14 protein-coding genes are annotated in these 18,516 nt (G+C 31.4%); 11 read left to right on the top strand and 3 right to left on the bottom strand.

The genetic code is table 11. From position 1 onward, the window contains the following. Window positions 1–52: 52 nt before the first annotated feature. Window positions 53–1,396, bottom strand: coding sequence for a serine hydrolase (locus tag MHN29_RS13160; protein WP_235275021.1), 1,344 nt, complete (start codon window positions 1,394–1,396; stop codon window positions 53–55). Window positions 1,397–1,689: 293 nt separating this feature from the next. On the opposite strand from MHN29_RS13160, the gene MHN29_RS13155 reads away from it, so the two are divergent. The 5 genes from MHN29_RS13155 to MHN29_RS13135 all read left to right on the top strand — a co-directional run bounded on the left by MHN29_RS13155 (window position 1,690) and on the right by MHN29_RS13135 (window position 6,561). Further along, window positions 1,690–2,829: an AraC family transcriptional regulator gene (locus MHN29_RS13155; RefSeq protein WP_235275020.1), complete on the top strand. Its 1,140-nt coding sequence runs from the start codon at window positions 1,690–1,692 to the stop codon at window positions 2,827–2,829. A gap of 521 nt (window positions 2,830–3,350) precedes the next feature. Continuing rightward, complete coding sequence (locus tag MHN29_RS13150) at window positions 3,351–4,745, top strand: hypothetical protein (RefSeq protein WP_235275019.1); 1,395 nt, start codon at window positions 3,351–3,353, stop codon at window positions 4,743–4,745. 6 nt (window positions 4,746–4,751) lie between these two features. Beyond that, on the top strand, window positions 4,752–5,672 hold the full coding sequence (locus MHN29_RS13145; RefSeq protein ID WP_235275018.1) for a pyridoxal-phosphate dependent enzyme: 921 nt from the start codon (window positions 4,752–4,754) through the stop codon (window positions 5,670–5,672). Between the two features lie 12 nt (window positions 5,673–5,684). Then, window positions 5,685–5,966, top strand: a complete 282-nt coding sequence (locus MHN29_RS13140) for a LysO family transporter (RefSeq protein ID WP_150901044.1) — start codon at window positions 5,685–5,687, stop codon at window positions 5,964–5,966. Then, complete coding sequence (locus tag MHN29_RS13135) at window positions 5,956–6,561, top strand: lysine exporter LysO family protein (RefSeq protein WP_235275017.1); 606 nt, start codon at window positions 5,956–5,958, stop codon at window positions 6,559–6,561. Before MHN29_RS13140 ends, MHN29_RS13135 begins: the two co-directional genes overlap by 11 nt. Window positions 6,562–6,979: 418 nt before the next feature. On the opposite strand, the gene MHN29_RS13130 is transcribed toward MHN29_RS13135, so the two are convergent. Then, complete coding sequence (locus tag MHN29_RS13130; protein WP_235275016.1) at window positions 6,980–7,762, bottom strand: LytTR family DNA-binding domain-containing protein; 783 nt, start codon at window positions 7,760–7,762, stop codon at window positions 6,980–6,982. Window positions 7,763–8,207: 445 nt separating this feature from the next. On the opposite strand from MHN29_RS13130, the gene MHN29_RS13125 reads away from it, so the two are divergent. Beyond that, entirely contained in the window at window positions 8,208–11,387 is a 3,180-nt protein-coding gene (locus tag MHN29_RS13125) for a SusC/RagA family TonB-linked outer membrane protein (RefSeq protein ID WP_235275015.1), read from the top strand. A 23-nt stretch (window positions 11,388–11,410) separates the two neighbouring features. Beyond that, on the top strand, window positions 11,411–12,904 hold the full coding sequence (locus MHN29_RS13120) for a RagB/SusD family nutrient uptake outer membrane protein (protein WP_235275014.1): 1,494 nt from the start codon (window positions 11,411–11,413) through the stop codon (window positions 12,902–12,904). Between the two features lie 245 nt (window positions 12,905–13,149). On the opposite strand, the gene MHN29_RS13115 is transcribed toward MHN29_RS13120, so the two are convergent. Then, a complete protein-coding gene (locus MHN29_RS13115) occupies window positions 13,150–13,617 on the bottom strand; it encodes an Lrp/AsnC family transcriptional regulator (protein WP_235275204.1) in 468 nt (155 codons plus the stop codon). Between the two features lie 157 nt (window positions 13,618–13,774). Between MHN29_RS13115 and MHN29_RS13110 the strand changes: the two genes are divergently transcribed. The 4 genes from MHN29_RS13110 (at window position 13,775) to MHN29_RS13095 (ending at window position 18,516) form a co-directional block, all read left to right on the top strand. Continuing rightward, window positions 13,775–14,887, top strand: coding sequence for a histidine decarboxylase (locus MHN29_RS13110; protein ID WP_150901042.1), 1,113 nt, complete (start codon window positions 13,775–13,777; stop codon window positions 14,885–14,887). Window positions 14,888–15,119: 232 nt separating this feature from the next. Then, complete coding sequence (locus MHN29_RS13105) at window positions 15,120–16,595, top strand: M28 family peptidase (RefSeq protein ID WP_235275013.1); 1,476 nt, start codon at window positions 15,120–15,122, stop codon at window positions 16,593–16,595. Between the two features lie 18 nt (window positions 16,596–16,613). Next, the gene (locus MHN29_RS13100) at window positions 16,614–17,582 is read left to right on the top strand and encodes a threonine/serine dehydratase (protein WP_235275012.1); all 969 of its coding nucleotides are present in this window, start codon (window positions 16,614–16,616) and stop codon (window positions 17,580–17,582) included. Continuing rightward, complete coding sequence (locus tag MHN29_RS13095) at window positions 17,566–18,516, top strand: hypothetical protein (protein WP_235275011.1); 951 nt, start codon at window positions 17,566–17,568, stop codon at window positions 18,514–18,516. The genes MHN29_RS13100 and MHN29_RS13095 overlap by 17 nt, the downstream gene beginning before the upstream one ends.

The following is an 18,516-nucleotide window of genomic DNA, read 5'->3' as shown; positions in this document are numbered from 1 at the left end:
TAGTACAATAATTTTTAATTGTTCTTTGTTAATAATGAGCTAAATAAAGCATTTACTCTTTGGTGTATTTGCCCTTAAAATCACCTTGAACAAAGCTTAGCTCACTTCCATCTGCAGAAAATATAAACGAAATAGACTCCGCATACATTTGTTCCATAACAAATCGGTTATTGCCCTTGTATACAAGCGGAGATTTAAATTCACCTTTTATAATATGAACCAAAGTAGTGTGGTCTCTTACAAACACTGCTTTGTCCGTAGCATCTTTTTCGTATACATAAGTCCCTGCAAATTTTTCAAGTTCAGTTTCCGAAATCTCTATAGGAGCATCTTTAAAATAACGTTTTAAAATGGCTAAAAATAAATCGTTAATATCAATACTAGATCCATTGGTTATTGCAGTAAGCGTTACTTGTTCTTTCGGAAAATAAATAGCGGTAGCTCTAAATTCATCAATATGCCCACGGTGTCCAAGTCCATGTCTATCGGTTATTTTATATCGATATAACCCCATTCCATAATTGTCTTTAATGGTTTTCATAAGGGCTATACTTTTATCAGAAAGTAATTTGCCTGTAAGCACAGCGGTTATAAATTGGTTTACTTCTTTAGCGGTAGAAACTATAGAACCGCTTCCTAAGGTTATAGATAAGTTGGTTTCAGGGAACTTTGTTTTCCCTTCGGCAAAAGAATACGAATGTGCTTCGTTGTTACTACTGTTTATTTGTTTTCCTTCATAAGTGTTTTTTAAGCCTAAAGGTGTGCATATTTTTTCTTGTAAAAGTTTATTGTAGCTTTCGTTGTATACCTTTTCAAGAATATAGGCTAATAAAAAGTAGTTAGAATTGCTATAGTCGCCTTTGGTGTTGGGTTCAAAATCGCTGTCGTAAGTAGCAATCAGGGCTAACATTTCTTTGGGCGATTTATACTCCGTTCTATATTCAAAAAAGCTTTTATCTTTTGTAAAGTTGTGTATGCCACTTCTGTGCTGCAATAAATGAGCAATGGTAATTTTTGATGCGTTTTTAATGCTAGGGGTGTATTTGTCTATGGTTTCATCCAAGGCAATTTTACCTTCTTCAACAGCTTTTAATACCAATGCCGCTGTATATGTTTTTGAAATAGACCCAATACGATATTTGGTGTTTTCATTGGCTTTTGTATTTGCTTCTATGTTGCTAAATCCAATAGTTTTTGAATAGATAGTTTTACCTTTTTCAGACAGGGCTATGCTTCCCATAAATGTTCCGTTTTTCTCATAGCTGCGTAGAAGGCTGTCTATTTCTGAAATCGGATTTACGGTTTGTGGTTCTTTTTTTAAGGACGCTTTTTGCTCATTTTTTTTACACGATAAGCAGATAAGAAATGCGAAAACAAGGAGAGTAGCTTTGTTCATTTTTTACAGTTTAAGGTTAGTTGTAGGGATTTTCACCTTACGACGATTAAAGTGGTCAAAATGTTACACTTGCGTTGCAAACTGTAAATATTGAATAAAGGATAGGTGGTATACCAATTTTCTATTTGATTGGTTGCCATTGAAGCTTGCTATAATTTTTTGGCACGATTTTCTATTGGGCATAGCTAATAATTATCTGCTACATACTATTTGATGGAATTTTTCAGCATAGTGTAGCAGGTTTTCTGTAAAATGTTTTGTAACTTAATGGTGAACACTGTGTCTTATTCAATATGGAAATAACGTATTCATTACAATCAACCATAAGTATTGTGTTGTTAATATTAGGAGTATCGTTTGGTATCCTACTAATAGCTTTGCATCGAAAAGAACAGCGAAACACATTTTTCTTAGGTGTTTTTATGATTCTTTTCGGTTTAGGTTCTATAAACGATATAGTTATAGAGCTAAACCTTATAAAGTATTATCCAAAGCTAGAATTCTTACCATTTGACTTTTTGTGGTTGTTGTTTCCTGTGTTTTATTTGTATGTGCAAGACATTTCCATTGTACCTGAAAAGAAAAAATACAATGTGTTAATACCGGGAATTGTCGCATTTCTCTTTTTTACAGGTTTATTATTCTTCGATTTGTCTTTTATTGTTCAAGTAGTAGAATCTCCTTTATTCGGATTGATATTTTACTTAGGAGGGATTATTTACAGTATTGTAATTATGGTGAGAACTTTTAAACTCATAACTATTCACACCAAAAAAATTAAAAATCAATATTCAACTACAGAATACAAAGGGATTATCTGGATTAAATATTTCTCGCTTACCATACTCCTTTATTTTATGTCGTCGTTTGTAGCATTAATATTGGTGGTTGTTTTTCAAGAATCGGCAATTAGTTTATTAGATACGGCATTCCTTATTATTAATATGTGTCTTATTTTTTGGGCATCGTTTAAAGGAATTATGCAACATGAAGTAAAAATGTTAATTCCAGAAGAAACCAATAGCAATACTTCAGAATTATGTACTGAAAAAGATACGCCAAAAGAATTGCCTCAGGAAAGTAATACGGAGACCAAAGAAATAATTGATAAATTGCGTGCAGCGGTTGAAGAGTTTGAACTTTTCAAACATGTCGATTTAACCATTATTGATGTTGCTGAAAAAATTGGAGTACATCCAAGAAAATTATCGGCTACAATCAACGCGAATTTGGGATCTAATTTTAATCAGTTTATTAATAACTACAGAGTAGAATATGCCAAGAAGTTATTAAAAAATAACTTGGAGAATAATTTTACTATTGAAGCTATAGCTCACGAATCTGGATTTAAAAGTAGAACCTCGTTTTATACAGCATTTAAAAACAGTACTCAGATGACTCCGATTAAATACAAGGAGTCCCGATTTACGTAATTTTGTACAGAATTCTAAAATCCGGACAACTTTAGCCCCGTTTTTACTGGGAATTCTAAAAATTCAACTCAACTTTGCATCAAGTTTTCAAGCAACCTTTGATAGAGGGGAAGTTTGAAAAAGGGGGATTCAAAGAGAAAATTAAATAGACATTATTTGATTGACTTTATAGGACGCTCTACAAAATAGTTGTGTTTCATCTTGGAGTAGAGTGTCTTTTTATTTTGAAAATAATATAAAGACTTTATAGTTTGTTAAAGTTGATTAGAAGATAAATAAGTTACCTTTGTTAACTGTTATCTGACATACAAAAAGTAACTGTATGTAAATGCAGTTACTTGCTTTATTTCTAACATTAAGGAAGAAATTGGGAAATAAAGTAAATAACCTACGGAAAACTCCGTATACCTTAATCACATAAATGTGGTTGGTATACGGAGTTTTTTTATGGCAAAAAAACAAGGAGATATAAAAAACAGGAAAAGATTATGAACAGTAAAATAAATTTAAACAAGAATAAAATGAAAAAAAACATACTGGCACTAGTAGCCTTTTTAGTAGTAGGAAATGTTTTAGCCCAAGACCTTTCGAAGGCTATTATAGGAAAATGGAAATTAAAAACTTTAGAAGTAGATGGTTCTAAATTAAAACCACAAGATGCTTTTCAAACATCTGAAGTATTTCAGGTTTATGCAGCAAAAGGAGTTTTTACAGGAGTAGTTGGTGCGGAACAAAAAAAGGGAAACTGGAAAGCGTCTAAAAACCAAAAAGAAATTAGTATAACAACAGACGGGGAGAAGAGTGTATTTAAAGTATTGTCTTTTAAAAGCAATAAAATGACACTGAAAACAAAAATAGATGGACAGTTGATTACGTTGCATTACAAAAGAGTAAAAGAAGGAGTAGGAAACAAAGTGTCTGACATGGCAATTTTAGATGCCAATAGAGATGGAGTTATCAATCCATATGAAGCTTTAGACGTACTGTTGTTAATGCAAAAAGAAAAAGGTAAAATAGCTACAGACGATATTGCAGAGATTGTGGCTAGCTACCATACAGAACAACAAAAAGAAAGCGACGATATTTTTAAGGATGTTGATAAAAACAAGAACAACATTATAGAAATGAACGAAGCTCCAGAAGAAATGGTGCAATTTTTACAAATGATGGATACAGATGGAAGTAGATCGGTAAGTAAAGAAGAAATGAATAATTTTAACTTTGAAAAAGCCATCTTTCCAGGAGAAGCAGCATTGAAACAACAAGCAAAAGAAATTTTACAACAATTCTCTGGAGGAAAAGCATATGTAGTAATTAAAAATGCACCAGCTGAAGTACAGGAAGAAGTTGTAGCTTGGGATAGCAATGAAGATGGAAAGTTAACTGAAAACGAAATCTTTAAAGGGTTAGAATCAGGAGCGTCAACAGCTAAGTTTGAAGTAAAAGGAGATGTAGCTTATATGAATGGAACAATAAGCAGTAGTACACCAGCGGCTGTTTTAGAATTAATTTTCCAACATCCAGAAGTAAAAACAATAGAAATGTTAAGTGTACCAGGTTCTATTGACGATGTAGCTAATTTGCGTGCAAGTTTATATGTACATAAATTTGGATTAAACACTAGATTAAATTCTAAAAGCATGATTGCATCAGGTGGAACAGATTTCTTTTTAGCTGGTAAAAAGAGAACCATAGCAAAAGGAGCTAAAATTGGAGTACATTCGTGGGGTGGTGGAGCTACCGCTGCTACCGATTTACCTAAGAGCGATGAAGCACACCAAAAATATTTAGATTATTACACAAAAATTAATATTCCAACAGAGTTCTATTGGTACACACTTAAGGCAGCGCCAGCAAGTAGTATTCACAACATGACTGAGGAAGAAATTAAGAAATATAAAGTTAGAAACAACTAATAAACAATGAGACACAAATTTTATTTAGAAACTCCAATATACCAATCGCATAAGCTTTTTAATGAGCGGCACAAGAATGTCTTTTATAAGATGGATTGTTATCAGCCAACCAATTCTTTTAAAATTAGAGGAATGGAAGAATTATGCAGGCATCATATTGGGGAAGGAAAAACAAAATTTGTGTCTTCTTCAGGGGGAAACGCGGGTTATTCATTAGCCTATGTTGGAAAACAGTTAGGAGTAAGTGTAAAAGTAGTAGTGCCTAGTACAACCACTAAATTTATGATTGATAAAATCAAAGATTTAGGTGCTAAAGTTGAGGTGCATGGAATTGTTTGGGACGAAGCACATCAGTATGCTTTGAAGTCAGCAGCGCAAGAAGACGCGGTATATGTATCTCCTTTTGACGATCCGTTGTTATGGAAAGGGCATGCTAGTATTATAGATGAATGTGCCCAACAAATGGAACAACCCGATACGGTTATTGTTTCAGTAGGTGGCGGTGGATTGTTGTGCGGAGTATTAGAAGGCATGAAAAAAAACGGATGGACCAATACACAAGTTATTACTACAGAAACCATAGGAGCAGCATCTTTTTATGAAAGTTATCAGGCGAATAAAATTGTAGAGCTAGAAGAAATTAAAACCATAGCCACAAGTTTAGGAGCCAAAAAAATAACAACCAAAGCCTTAGAGTTAGCTAAAGAATTTACAATAAAACCAGTAAAAGTATCAGATGCAACAGCGCTCAAAGCTTCTTTCGATTTTTTAAATGAAAAAAGCGTATTGGTAGAACCTGCTTGTGGAGCTGCGATATCTGTTCCGTATTTCCACCCTGAATTATTAGCTGAAAGTAACAACATTTTAGTTATTGTGTGTGGAGGAGCCAACACAGAATTCAATTATTTATATCAACACTTTAAATAAAATCAATAGAATATGCTACCAGTATTATTAGTAATGACACTAGGTATTGTTTTAGGATATGTGTTTAGAAATCAATCAAAAATCATCCGATTTTCAGAAAGAGCAACCAGTATGGTAATTTACTTGTTATTATTCTTGCTGGGAATAGGAGTTGGGTTGAATAAAACCATTGTGTCTAACATGGGAAGTATAGGGTTACAAGCGCTTCTCATTACTTTAGGAGCAATGTTTGGAAGTTTGCTATTAGCATATTTCACGTATAAATTATTTTTTGTCGCTAAAAATGAAAAATAGTCTTACCATTCTTTTAATGTTTGTAATAGGTTTATTGCTAGCATTGTATAAATTCTTACCCGATTTTTTAATCAATAACGACTTTACGCTATATACCCTATATGCATTAATGTTTTTTGTAGGAATCGGAATAGGTTCAGATACCAAAGCCTTTAAAGTTATACGAGAAACAAAAATTAAAATCATATTAGTGCCACTTTGTGTTATTGTAGGTTCTTTATTAGGAGCTGCAATCATTTCTTTCTTTATTGAAGATGTAAACATGGTAGAAGCAATGGCAGTAGGTGCTGGATTTGGATATTATAGTTTATCGTCCATTTTTATTACTGAAATAAGTGGAGAAACCTTGGGAGTAATAGCCTTACTTTCTAATATTTCCAGAGAAATCATAACACTTTTAGCCGCAGCATTTTTTGTAAAGTATTTTGGAAAGCTGGGAGCCATCACAGCTGGTGGAGCTACTTCCATGGATACTTGTTTGCCTATTATTTCAGAAACCACAGGTAAAGAATGGGCAATCATAGCAGTGTTTAGTGGTGTGATACTTACGATTATAGTACCGTTTTTGGTACCTTTTATACTAACTTTTGTTTAGAATAATAATTCTTGCAAACAGTTTAAAATTCTATGAAATAGCTATAAACTTCTGTAAATAAGTTGTGTTGTACAGTGAGTAATTTTTGATTATTTCAAAATAAGTTTTTTCTATGCTTAAAGTATACTAAAGTAATTTATTAGGAGTTTATTTGTAGTATCAATCGGAACAAAAGATTGATTTTTTTAGGGGATTAAAGAAAGTACCTGCTCTAGTAATAGAGTGGGGCTTTTTTTTTGAAGAAAATAAATAATGTCTTTTTAAAAATTGACGATAAGAAGATAAGCCAATTAATAATATCCAAATAGGAGTATGAATAAAATGGGAAATATCATTTTTCATTAGCGGGGGACTAGATTATGAAAGATATAAACCATTTTATAGTTTATAGTAGTAAGATTCTTGTATCTGTGTAATTTTATTTAACACCCATTATTTCTTGAAACTCTTTTTTATAACCTTTACTAATTCTGAATGTTTTATTATCATTTATTTTAACATCAGTTTCACCATAATTTGAAGTAATAACTTCATTAATATAGTTAGAATTAATAATGGTAGATCTATGGATTCTAATAAATAAGTTTGAATTTAAACGGTTGATAATACTAGATAAAGATTCGCGAAGCAAATACTTTTTATTATCAATAGTAAAAATTTCAATATAATATCCAGAAGCAGATATATACTTAATAGAGTCGATATCTAAGAAAGAGGTTTTATTACCAGATTTGACACTGATTTTTTTACTAAGAGTAGGTATTTCTACAATTTTTTTCTCTTTAACAATATCAAGAATACTTTCTAAATCGTGCTGAAAGTTAGAAAGTCTTTCTCTTTGTTTATATTCTACTATCTTGTTTAAAGAAGTAAAAAAACGATCTTCTTTAAATGGTTTTAATAAGTAATCAAAAACAAAATAATCAAAAGCTTTTAAAGCAAATTCATTATGAGTTGTTATAAAAATTAGGATAGGTTTTTTAGGGAGTGTTATTTTTTCAATAATATCAAACCCAGTCATATCCTCGACTTTTACATCAAGAAAGATAACATCAGGATTTAAAGTATTAATTTTTTCAATAGCACTTTTTCCATTAGAACATTCTCCTATAATATTTATTAAACCATGTTGGTTTATTAGTTTTTTGACTCTATCCTTAGAAAGGTTTTCATCATCAACAATTAAAGCTGAAATTTTCATATACATTTTAGTTAATGACTATAACAAATCAATTATAATTAACCCTAACACATTAGTTAATACACAGTAAAAAATTTAGAAAAAAATGAAGGAATTTTTTTTCAGTTTCAATTCTACAGAAATAGACTAATCTTTTTAAATTTTTCAATTGAATTTTAAGGGGTAACATTGAATTTTAAGCCGATTTTTAAACAAAATTAATGAATATAATCGTAGTAACGATGGTACTTTAAGCATGTTTTTAAATTTTAACACTATTAACATTTCTTTAAGATAAATAGTGTTTTTTGCTTATATCTAAAAAGAGTTTTTTTACATCAAAAAAAGGGTGTTTTGCATCAAACAAATGTTAACGAAAGATTAACGCCCTTACATTCGTGAATGATAATTAATAAAAATTTAATAATTTATGAAGCAAAGTTTCAAAAGTGTCTTAACATTTCTGATGTTTTTTTGTGCTATTGTCAGCGCGACAGCCCAGCAAAAAACAATTACAGGAACTGTTAGTGACAGTAGTGGGGAATTACCAGGTGTAAGTATTTTAATTAAAGGAACGGTTAAGGGAACTGAGACTGATCTTGATGGTAAATATACTATTAAAGCAAACACTGGTGATATTTTACAGTTTATGTTCTTAGGATATGTAACTGCAGAAAAAATTGTGGGGGAGTCTTCAGTAGTAGACGTAACATTACAAGAAGATTCTGGTGTTTTAGATGAAGTTGTTGTAGTTGGTTATGGTAAATCAACTAAGCAATCATTTACAGGTTCTGTAAAGGTTGTAAAAGCAGAAGAGTTAGAAAAGAAGAGTGTAGCGAATATTTCACAAGCATTAGCAGGTGAGGTTGCAGGGGTAAATGTAATTAATACTTCTGGTCAGCCAGGTACAGTTGCTACTATTCGTATTAGAGGATTTGGTTCTGTAAACGGAAACAGAAGTCCTTTATATGTAGTTGATGGAGTTCCTTTTTCAGGATCAATAAACTCAATCAACCCTTCTGATATTGCTTCTACAACTGTATTAAAAGATGCAACTGCAACTGCAATTTATGGTTCACGTGGAGCAAATGGTGTTATTGTATTAACAACTAAAGCAGGTAAGAGTGGTAGAACTTCAATGGAGGTAGATATTAAAACTGGTGTAAACTTCCAGTTATTACCTAGATATGATGTAATCAAGTCTCCAGATGAATACATCGAATTATCATGGCATGCAATGGGGAACAGAACATTAGATTTTAACCCTGCTAATAATGCTGAAGCTTATGCTAATACTTATTTATTCTCAAGTAGAGGTATCGATCCTAAATTCAATTTTTACAATACAAATGATGTATCGCAAATAATTGATCCTACTACAGGTAAAGTAAGACCAAACGTATCGAGAAGATATACTCCAGAAAACTGGGCTGATTACGGTTTCCAAACTGCAATTAGAACTGAGGCAAACTTAAAAATGAGTGGAGGAAATGAAAATACTAAATATTTCAGCTCTTTTGGATACTTAGATGATAAAGGTTATTTAATTAACTCAGGATATAAGCGTTATGCTTCAAGATTAAATATTACGCACAAACCAAAAGAATGGTTAACTGCAAACGCGAATGTTGGATATACATTAGGTAAAACAATTGCTAATGGACAATCAGAAGATTCAGGAAGTATTTTTTGGTTCGTAGACAACATTCCTTCTATTTATCCTTTATTCTTAAGAGATGCTAATGGTAATTTAGTACCAGATACTAAATATGGAGGAAACCAATATGATTACGGAATTGATAGAGGTTTTGGTGGTTTAACAAATGCAATTGGAGGAGCTAACTACGACTTTATTGGTAACGATCGTCACTCTTTAAATGGAAACTTTTCTTTTAAAGTAGATTTATTAGAAGGTTTAGTTTTTGAAGCTCAATATGGAGCTCAATATTACAGTAGAGTAGCTAACACAGTTAGAAATCCTTTCTATGGATCTGCAGAAAGTCAAGATGGAAGTTTATTTAAAACAACTTCTAGCGCGCTTACACAAAACTTCTTAAAAATCTTTAGATATAATAAGAGTTTTGGGGATCACAACTTATCAGCTTTATTAGCTCACGAAACAAATCAAAGAGAATTTAATACAACAAGTATTAGTAAAAATAAAGTAGTAAACTTATTAAATGGTTTAACTGATGCTAACAACTATGTAGGAAACTCATCTCCTCCAACAGGATATACTACAAAAACTGCATTAGAAAGTTACTTTGGACAAGTAAACTATAACTACCAAAACAAGTACTACTTAACAGGATCTTTAAGACGTGATGGATCATCTAGATTCGCGAATAATAAATGGGGTACATTCGGTTCTTTAGGAGCGTCATGGATTGTATCTAAAGAAGCTTTCATGTTTGATGCTACCTATATTAATTTCTTAAAACTAAAAGCAAGTTATGGTATTTTAGGAGATCAAGCAGGTGTTGATATTTATTCAGGACAAAATACTTATGCTATAGGTAACTTAGGAGGAGAGATTGCTTTAACACCTAGAGCTATTCAAAATCCAGATTTAACATGGGAGACTTCTAAAATGTTCCAAGTTGGATTAGAGTTTGCTATCTTAGGAAGTAAATTAGAAGGATCTGTTGATTACTATATCAAAAATACTGATGACTTAATTTTTGAAAGAAGAATAGCACCATCTACAGGTAACGCTATTTTAGATGTAAATGACGGATCATTAAAGAATTCAGGTTTAGAATTTGATTTAACTGCACACTTAATTGATAAAGAAAACTATAAGTTTAATGTTTCTCTTAATGGAGAGATGTTTAACAATGAGTTAACTGCTATGCCTATTGAGCCAGCTACAGGACAACCTAAATTATTAGATATCGCTGGATTATACGGACGTTCTAAAGGACACAGTATCTATGATTTCTATATGAGAGAGTGGGCAGGAGTTGATCAAGCTAATGGAGATCCTTTATGGAATCAATATTACCACGATGCTAATAATAATAATGTACTTGATGCTGGTGAAGGAATTAGAAGTTTAACTGAATATAGAGCTGCTAACCCAAATAACGCTATTAGTAAAACTACTACTAATGTTTATAGTGATGCAACTCAAAAGTATGTTGGAAAATCTGCAATCCCTAAAATTAGAGGTGCATTTAAGTTAAATGCTCAGATTTATGATTTTACAATTAGTTCTCAGTTTGGATATAGCTTAGGAGGTTATTCATATGATAGTGTATATGCAGGATTAATGTCTAATGACCAAATTGGATCAGGAAACTGGCATACTGATATCAGAAATAGCTGGAAAAATCCAGGTGATGTTACTAATGTACCTAAGTTAATTAGTAACAGAAATACACAAGTAAATTCAGCATCTACTCGTTTTATTACTTCATCAGACTATTTAGCTTTAAACAATTTAAGAATTGGATATGCTGTGCCAAGTAAGTTTATTGAAAGTTCAGGAATTAGTAGTTTAAACTTATGGATGTCTGGAGATAACTTATTCTTATTAAGTGCAAGAGATGGGTTTAATCCAGCTACATCAGAAACAGGACGTTCTAATGTATACCGTTACTCTCCATTATCAACAATTAGTTTTGGAGCTAGAATTAAGTTTTAAATAATTTAAATACGAAAAATATAATGAAAAAAACATATATAAAATCAATACTACTGTCGGCTTCTTTAGCTTTTGTATCAGTAGGATGTAGTGACAGTTTCCTTGAAGAATCACCAACTAGATATGTATCAGTTTCTGATGTAGAAGGTACAGCTAAGATTTATCCAGAAATTTCTGACGGTACCTTAAGAGGTGTTTACGAAATGATGTTTAAAACTGGAACCGGAGGAACAACTGATCACGCAGATTTTGGACAAAAAGGATATGATATTTATAGCGATTTATTATCTGGAGATATAGCATTAACAAAAAATAGTTATAATAGATATAATAACTTTGCTCAACTTATTTCTACAGTAGATTTTACATTTGATGCTCCTAACTATATGGCTTGGAGGTATTACTACAGAATTATTAATGCTAGTAACTTAGTAATTCAATCTTTAGGAGGTAATGATGCTGTTATTACTGATGTAAATAGAAGAGCAATGGGACAAGCTAAAGCTTTAAGAGCTTATGCATACTTCTATTTAACTCAATTCTATATTCCAGAATATACACCAACATCTACAGTTTTACCTATTTACACTGAACCAAATTCGCCAGCTAAAGCTCAAAGCACAACTGACGAGGTTTATAAACTTATGATTAAAGATTTAGAAGAGGCTGTTACTCTTTTAGATGGATTTAATAGAACTAATGATTATGCAATTAATCAAAATGTAGCTAGAGGATTATTAGCATATGTTTATGCTTCTATGGGTGACAGTGCAAATAATATGAAAGCTAAAGCTTTGGCTGAGGCAGTAATTATGAGTGGAGATTTTCCTTTAACAACTAAGGAGGCTTTAACTGGAGGATTTAATAATATCAATACTAGTCCTAGTTGGATGTGGGGTGTTGATTTAACTTTAGACAATGGTTTAGATTTGATTTCTTGGTGGGGTCAAATGGATGTATTTACTTATAGTTATCAGTTTGCAGGAGATAAAAAAGCAATAGATGTAAACTTATATAACTCAATTAAGGCAAATGATGCAAGAAAAGGACAGTTTTTAAACAATCCTGCTTCAAGTAATCACTTAGCTCCATTAAATAAGTTTTATGCTCCAGAAAGAATCGAAGGACGTCAGAGAAATATTGAAACTGATTACATTTACATGAGAATTGAAGAAATGTATTTATTATCAGCTGAAATGTCTGCAAAAGAAGGTGCTGACGCAGATGCTATTAATCGTCTTAAAGAAGTATTAGCTATCAGATTTGATAACGCTGCTGATTACGCTTATGTTGATGCATTAACTGGTAAAGCTTTACAAGATGAGATTTACTTACAAACTCGTATCGAATTTGTAGCTGAAGGAAAAAGTTATTTAGCATTAAAGAGAAACAAAGGTACTGTTACAAGAGGAGCTAACCACTTGTATTTAGTTAACGAACCTATTCTTTACAATGATAATAGATTAGACCTTGAAATTCCACAATCAGAAATTCAAAATAATCCATTCATCAATTAAGAATATTTATTGATCCCCTAAATTTAAAAGTCGAAATTCATAGTAATTTCGGCTTTTTTCTTTTTATATAATAGGAAGTTGTTGTTTTAATTCAAAAGAAAAGTGATTCAGATCAAATATGAATTTTCAACATATTAACATACGTAAATTTGCAGCAGATATACCAATACTTTTGTTCTCATTGGTGTAATCATTTGAATTAATTAATATAAGTCAAGGAGTAATTAACCTTGACTTTTTTTGTGTTATATACCTACACTAATCTTAGTAGTATTTTTCGTTTGCTTGATAATAAAAGAACTTTGGATGTTGGAGATAATTTCTAATTGAGAAATTTTCTTCATTACAAAATCTTGATAATGACTCATGTCGTTTAAAATAATTTTTAATAAAAAATCATAAGCCCCAGCAATGTAAGATACTTCAACTATCTCATCAATATCAGCAACATAGTTTTCAAATTCTTTAAAAAACACCTCTTGATGCTTAACTAAGGTAACTTGACAATATACAATTAAACTTTTTCCTAAAGTTTCAGGCTTAACAATTGCTACATATTTATCAATAACCTTATTAGATTCCATGCGTTTAATACGTTCATGCGTAGGTGTAATTGACAAGTTTACTTTAGCAGCTAGCTGTTTTATGGACTGTTTACTGTCGGTTTGCAGCTCATTAATCAGTTTTAAATCGATATGATCTAGCGTGTGCACGGTATTTTTTCCTGTTTTCATCAGTTAAGTGTTTGTATGAAAGGATAAAATTCTCTTTAAGGTATAAAAATAGTATAATTTCGTTATTTTAAAACTTATTTTCGGTAAATTATTCTTTCATGTAACTTTGGAAAAGAATTTTATACATATAATAGAAATGGAAAGAATAGAAGAGATTTATAATAGAATTAGTGAAAGCTCATCGAGGTTTTTAGGGTATCCTTTAGCAAAAGATTTTGATTATAAAGAGTTTGCTCCCTTTTTAAATTTATGTATTAATAATGTGGGAGATCCAGAATCACCATCTACCTTGTCAATAGACACTAAAGATGTGGAGAGAGAAGTCATTTCTTTTTTTGCGGATATATTATCAACTAATACAAAAGAAACTTGGGGCTACATTACAAATGGAGGAACTGAAGGAAATCTTTATGGTTTGTATTTAGCAAGAGAGAGCTTTAATAATCCTATAGTGTATTATAGTGAGTCTACGCATTATAGTGTAAAAAAGAATTTACATTTACTGAATTTAAAAAGTATTGTAGTAAGAAGTCAGTCTAACGGAGAAATGGATTATGAAGATTTAGAAAGTCTTTTAATCCTTAATAGAGACAGACCCGCAGTTTTCTTTTTAAATATAGGAACTACAATGACTGAGGCTGTTGATGATTTGGATAGGGTGAAAAAGTTAATTAAAAAATATGCAATCAAAGATTATTATATACACTGTGATGCAGCATTTTTAGGTTGTATAGCGCCATTTGTAGATCCAAAACCAAAGTTTGATTTTGCTGAAGGAATTGATAGTATTTCTATTTCGGGACATAAGTTTATTGGAGGACCAATACCATGTGGAATTGTTTTAGCAAAAAGAAAACACAGAAACCGTATTGTAAATTCAGTATCCTATGTAGGAACCTTAGATACTACAATTACAGGATCTAGAAATGGATTAACACCATTGTTTTTATGGTCGTTTATAAAGAAACATGGTAAAGAAGGACTGATAAAACGTACAAGAGAATCGCAAAAGTTAGCAGCTTATACTGAAATGAGATTGAAAGAAATTGGTGTAAATGCTTGGAGAAACAATGATGCTTTAACGGTAGTCTTAGATAAACCATCAAAAGGTTTATGTGAAAAATATCAATTAGCATCAGAAGATACTATCGCACATATTATTTGTACACCAGGAATTGAAAAAAGTCAAATAGATACTTTTATAGAAGATTATGAGAAAGAACTCTTAGTGCTTGAAGTGCTAGCCTAATGAGTTTGTTATTTTGTTGATTTTCAGTTTTTTGAAATTTGACCAAAATTCTTTAAATTTGTAATCAGAAGAATTAATAGCAATATAATTATTGCAAGCTTATTTTCTATCTTAAGGAAGACATTGGGAAGATAAGTTTTATTTCTTACGGAAATCTCCGTATACCTTAATTAGTAATAACTAATTGGTGTACGGAGATTTTTTTTTACACCAATTTTTAAAAACATAATATATGAGAAAATTGAAAAAACTATTTATTGGTTTATTAACGGTTTTAGTAATAGGAATTGGACTTCTTTATTTTTTTCCTCAATTAATATTTGGGTCAACTTTTGGACAAAAGCTATTACTTAAACTTTCAGATGAGAGTGTAGCAGAATTCTATTTTAAAGAAGGTCAGAAAACAAAGGATACTTTGTATATGAAAGGGATTATTTATGGGAATACCTTAGAAGATATTAAAAATGTACTAGATAAGAATCCACAAGTAACAACAATTGCAATGGAAGATGTAGGTGGATCAATAGATGATGAGGTAAATTTAGTCGCATCTCAAGAAATTAGAAAACGAAAGATAAATACATATTTACCAGAAAATGGAATGGTGGCATCTGGTGGAACAGATATGTTTTTAGCAGGAACTAAAAGAAATGCACATCCAAGTGCTAAATTAGGAGTTCACTCTTGGTCAGATGGAAATAAAGGAGGAGATAAATATCCTAAAGAAGACCCTTCTCATAAAAAGTATTTAGACTACTACAAGGAAATGGACATACCAACAGACTTTTATTGGTATACACTACAAGCAGCACCTGCTGAGAGTATTCATTGGATGAAACCTGATGAAATTAAAAAGTATAAAGTATTAACGAATGATTTATCTGAACTGTTGAGTTTGCAAAAAACGTTATCATCAGAAGAGTTTGCTGGAAGAGGTACAGGAAAAAATCAAAAAGCACAGGAATTAATAATCAATTACTTCAAAACATTAGGCTTAGAAAAATTTAAGGATAGTTATAAAGTCCCATTTGATTTTGTTGATGAAAAAACCAAAAAGAAACGACCAGCAACCAATATAGTAGGATATATAAAAGGAAAAACAAATCCTGATAAATATATTGTTATAGGAGCGCATTACGATCATATGGGAATTGTAGATGGTGTAATATTTAATGGAGCTGATGATAACGCGTCAGGAACCGCAGCCTTATTAGTTTTGGCAAAGTATTTTACTAAAAACAAACCAGAGCATTCAATTATATTTTCAGCTTTTGATGCAGAAGAATTGGGCTTACATGGGTCAAAGTATTTTGTAGAAAACCCACCAGTACCCTTAGCTGATATAAAGTTAGATATCAACTTTGATATGATAAGTCGTAATCCTAATAATGAAATTTATGTAGTAGGAACGTATCCATATCCACAATTTAAACCTGTGGTAGAAAAAATAGCAAAAACGAGTCCGTTAAAAGTTTCTTACGGTCACGATGATCCAAACGATAAAACAAAAGATTACTGGATGTATTCGTCAGATAATGGGCCATTTCATGAAAAAGGAATTCCAAACATAACTTTTAGTGAAGAAGATCATCCAGACTATCATAAACCTACTGACGATTTTAAAAATACAAATCCAGTGTTTTATACCAATGTGGTTGCGTTAATAGAACAGTTTATTGAAAGTGTAGATACTAATTTTCCTAACTAAAAATAGATACTAAGAAAAGTGATTTCTAAAACAGATATAGAGCTTGTTTATGAAAATATTAAAAACGATATTTATAAAACACCTTTAGAGTATTCAGAAAAGTTAAGTAAAATTTCAGGAGTAAATGTATACTTAAAAAAAGAGTATTTACAACTCACCAGTTCTTTCAAAATACGAGGCGTTTTAAATAAAGTAAAGAGTTTAAGTTCAAAGGAATTTGATAAAACTTTTGTAGCGGCATCAACAGGGAATCATGCAGCAGCTTTTGGATTAGCCTCAGAGAAATTTGATTTTAAAGCTAAGCTATTTTTACCTAAAAATGTTGCTTCAGAGAAACTTAAGAGTTTGTCTAAATATAAATTGGACAAAGTATTGTATGGAGATACAAGTGTAGAAACAGAAAATAAAGCAACTCAATATGCAAAGGATATTGAAGGAGTTTTAATTCATCCATACAATGATGTTGAAATTATAAAAGGACAAGGAACCATTGCGGTTGAAATAGCAGAAGAATTACCAGAAGTTAATGCTATACTAGTGCCAATTGGAGGCGGAGGATTAATATCGGGAATAGCTTCTTATTTTTCAGAAAATGAAAAAGTAAAAGTAATAGGTTGCCAACCTGAAAATGCTTCTGAAATGTATGATTCTATAAAATATAATCATATCGTAGAACCGAGTACATTAAATACTATAGCCGATGCAGCAGCTGGGGGAATAGAAGCAAATGCAATAACCTATGATATTTGTAAAAAGTATTTAGAGGAAGTTAAACTAGTCACCGAAGAAGAGATAAAAAAAGCAGTAGCGTTTTTATATAAACATCATAATATAATTGTTGAACCAACATCAGCTGTACCAGTGGCAGCATTATTAAAAGAAGATATTTCAAAAGAATATAAAAACGTGGTGTTGGTATTAACAGGAAAAAAAATAAATAAACAATTACTAAAAGAAATAAACGAAGCATATGGCGATTGTTATTAATCTTGAAGAAATAAAAAAAATAGTAGCAGGTATAGATGTAGTTTCTGCTATGGAAGAAGGGTTTGTACAATATAGTAATGGAAATACAGTAGTACCACCAGTAGGAGAATTATTATTTGAAGAACCAAAAGGAGATGCACACATCAAATACGGATATATAAAAAATGATGACTATTATGTTATTAAAATAGCCTCTGGTTTTTATGATAACCCGAAGATAGGACTACCATCAAGTCAGGGATTAATGTTGTTATTTGATCAAAAGACAGGAGTTCCAAAAGGAGTTTTGCTAGATGAAGGTTATTTAACCGATATACGAACAGCAGCTGCAGGAGCTTTAGCAGCTAAATATTTTGCACCCAAGAATATAAAAGCAGTAGGGATTATAGGAACAGGAATACAGGCGAAATTACAGTTACAGTATTTGCAAAAACACACATTTTGTACTAAGGTTTGGCTTTGGGGACGTAACGAGGAAAATGTAGCGAAATTTATAAAAGAGCTTGGAATTGACTTTGATATAAATATAGCCGAAAATCCATCAGAAGTAGCTAAAAATAGTAATCTAATAGTAACTACAACTCCTTCAGAAATAGCTTTATTAAAGGCAGAAGATATTCAACAAGGAACGCATATTACAGCTGTAGGTTCAGATACAGAGCATAAACAAGAGTTAGAGAGTGAGTTGTTAAAAAAAGCATCTATAGTAATTGCAGACAGTATTCCACAAAGTAAAAGTAGAGGAGAAATATATAGAGCAGTTAAAGACGGAGCTATAGCAGAAAGTTCAGTGATAGAATTAGGAACAGCTATTCAAAACTCAGCATTACAACGTTTAAATGATGAACAAATAACAGTGGTAGATTTAACTGGGGTAGCAGTGCAAGATATTATGATAACCAAAGCGGTTTATACAAATTATATAAAAGAATAA

Source organism: Tenacibaculum sp. Cn5-46, assembly GCF_022347705.1.
In the GTDB taxonomy this organism is placed as follows: domain Bacteria; phylum Bacteroidota; class Bacteroidia; order Flavobacteriales; family Flavobacteriaceae; genus Polaribacter; species Polaribacter aiptasiae.
This window is presented reverse-complemented; position numbering and strand designations above follow the sequence as displayed.

Bases quoted from the DNA above. Each gene is read 5' to 3' on its own strand.
- MHN29_RS13160 (WP_235275021.1), bottom strand. From the start codon at position 1,396: ATGAACAAAGCTACTCTCCTTGTTTTCGCATTTCTTATCTGCTTATCG.
- MHN29_RS13155 (WP_235275020.1), top strand. From the start codon at position 1,690: ATGGAAATAACGTATTCATTACAATCAACCATAAGTATTGTGTTGTTA.
- MHN29_RS13150 (WP_235275019.1), top strand. From the start codon at position 3,351: ATGAAAAAAAACATACTGGCACTAGTAGCCTTTTTAGTAGTAGGAAAT.
- MHN29_RS13145 (WP_235275018.1), top strand. From the start codon at position 4,752: ATGAGACACAAATTTTATTTAGAAACTCCAATATACCAATCGCATAAG.
- MHN29_RS13140 (WP_150901044.1), top strand. From the start codon at position 5,685: ATGCTACCAGTATTATTAGTAATGACACTAGGTATTGTTTTAGGATAT.
- MHN29_RS13135 (WP_235275017.1), top strand. From the start codon at position 5,956: ATGAAAAATAGTCTTACCATTCTTTTAATGTTTGTAATAGGTTTATTG.
- MHN29_RS13130 (WP_235275016.1), bottom strand. From the start codon at position 7,762: ATGAAAATTTCAGCTTTAATTGTTGATGATGAAAACCTTTCTAAGGAT.
- MHN29_RS13125 (WP_235275015.1), top strand. From the start codon at position 8,208: ATGTTTTTTTGTGCTATTGTCAGCGCGACAGCCCAGCAAAAAACAATT.
- MHN29_RS13120 (WP_235275014.1), top strand. From the start codon at position 11,411: ATGAAAAAAACATATATAAAATCAATACTACTGTCGGCTTCTTTAGCT.
- MHN29_RS13110 (WP_150901042.1), top strand. From the start codon at position 13,775: ATGGAAAGAATAGAAGAGATTTATAATAGAATTAGTGAAAGCTCATCG.
- MHN29_RS13105 (WP_235275013.1), top strand. From the start codon at position 15,120: ATGAGAAAATTGAAAAAACTATTTATTGGTTTATTAACGGTTTTAGTA.
- MHN29_RS13095 (WP_235275011.1), top strand. From the start codon at position 17,566: ATGGCGATTGTTATTAATCTTGAAGAAATAAAAAAAATAGTAGCAGGT.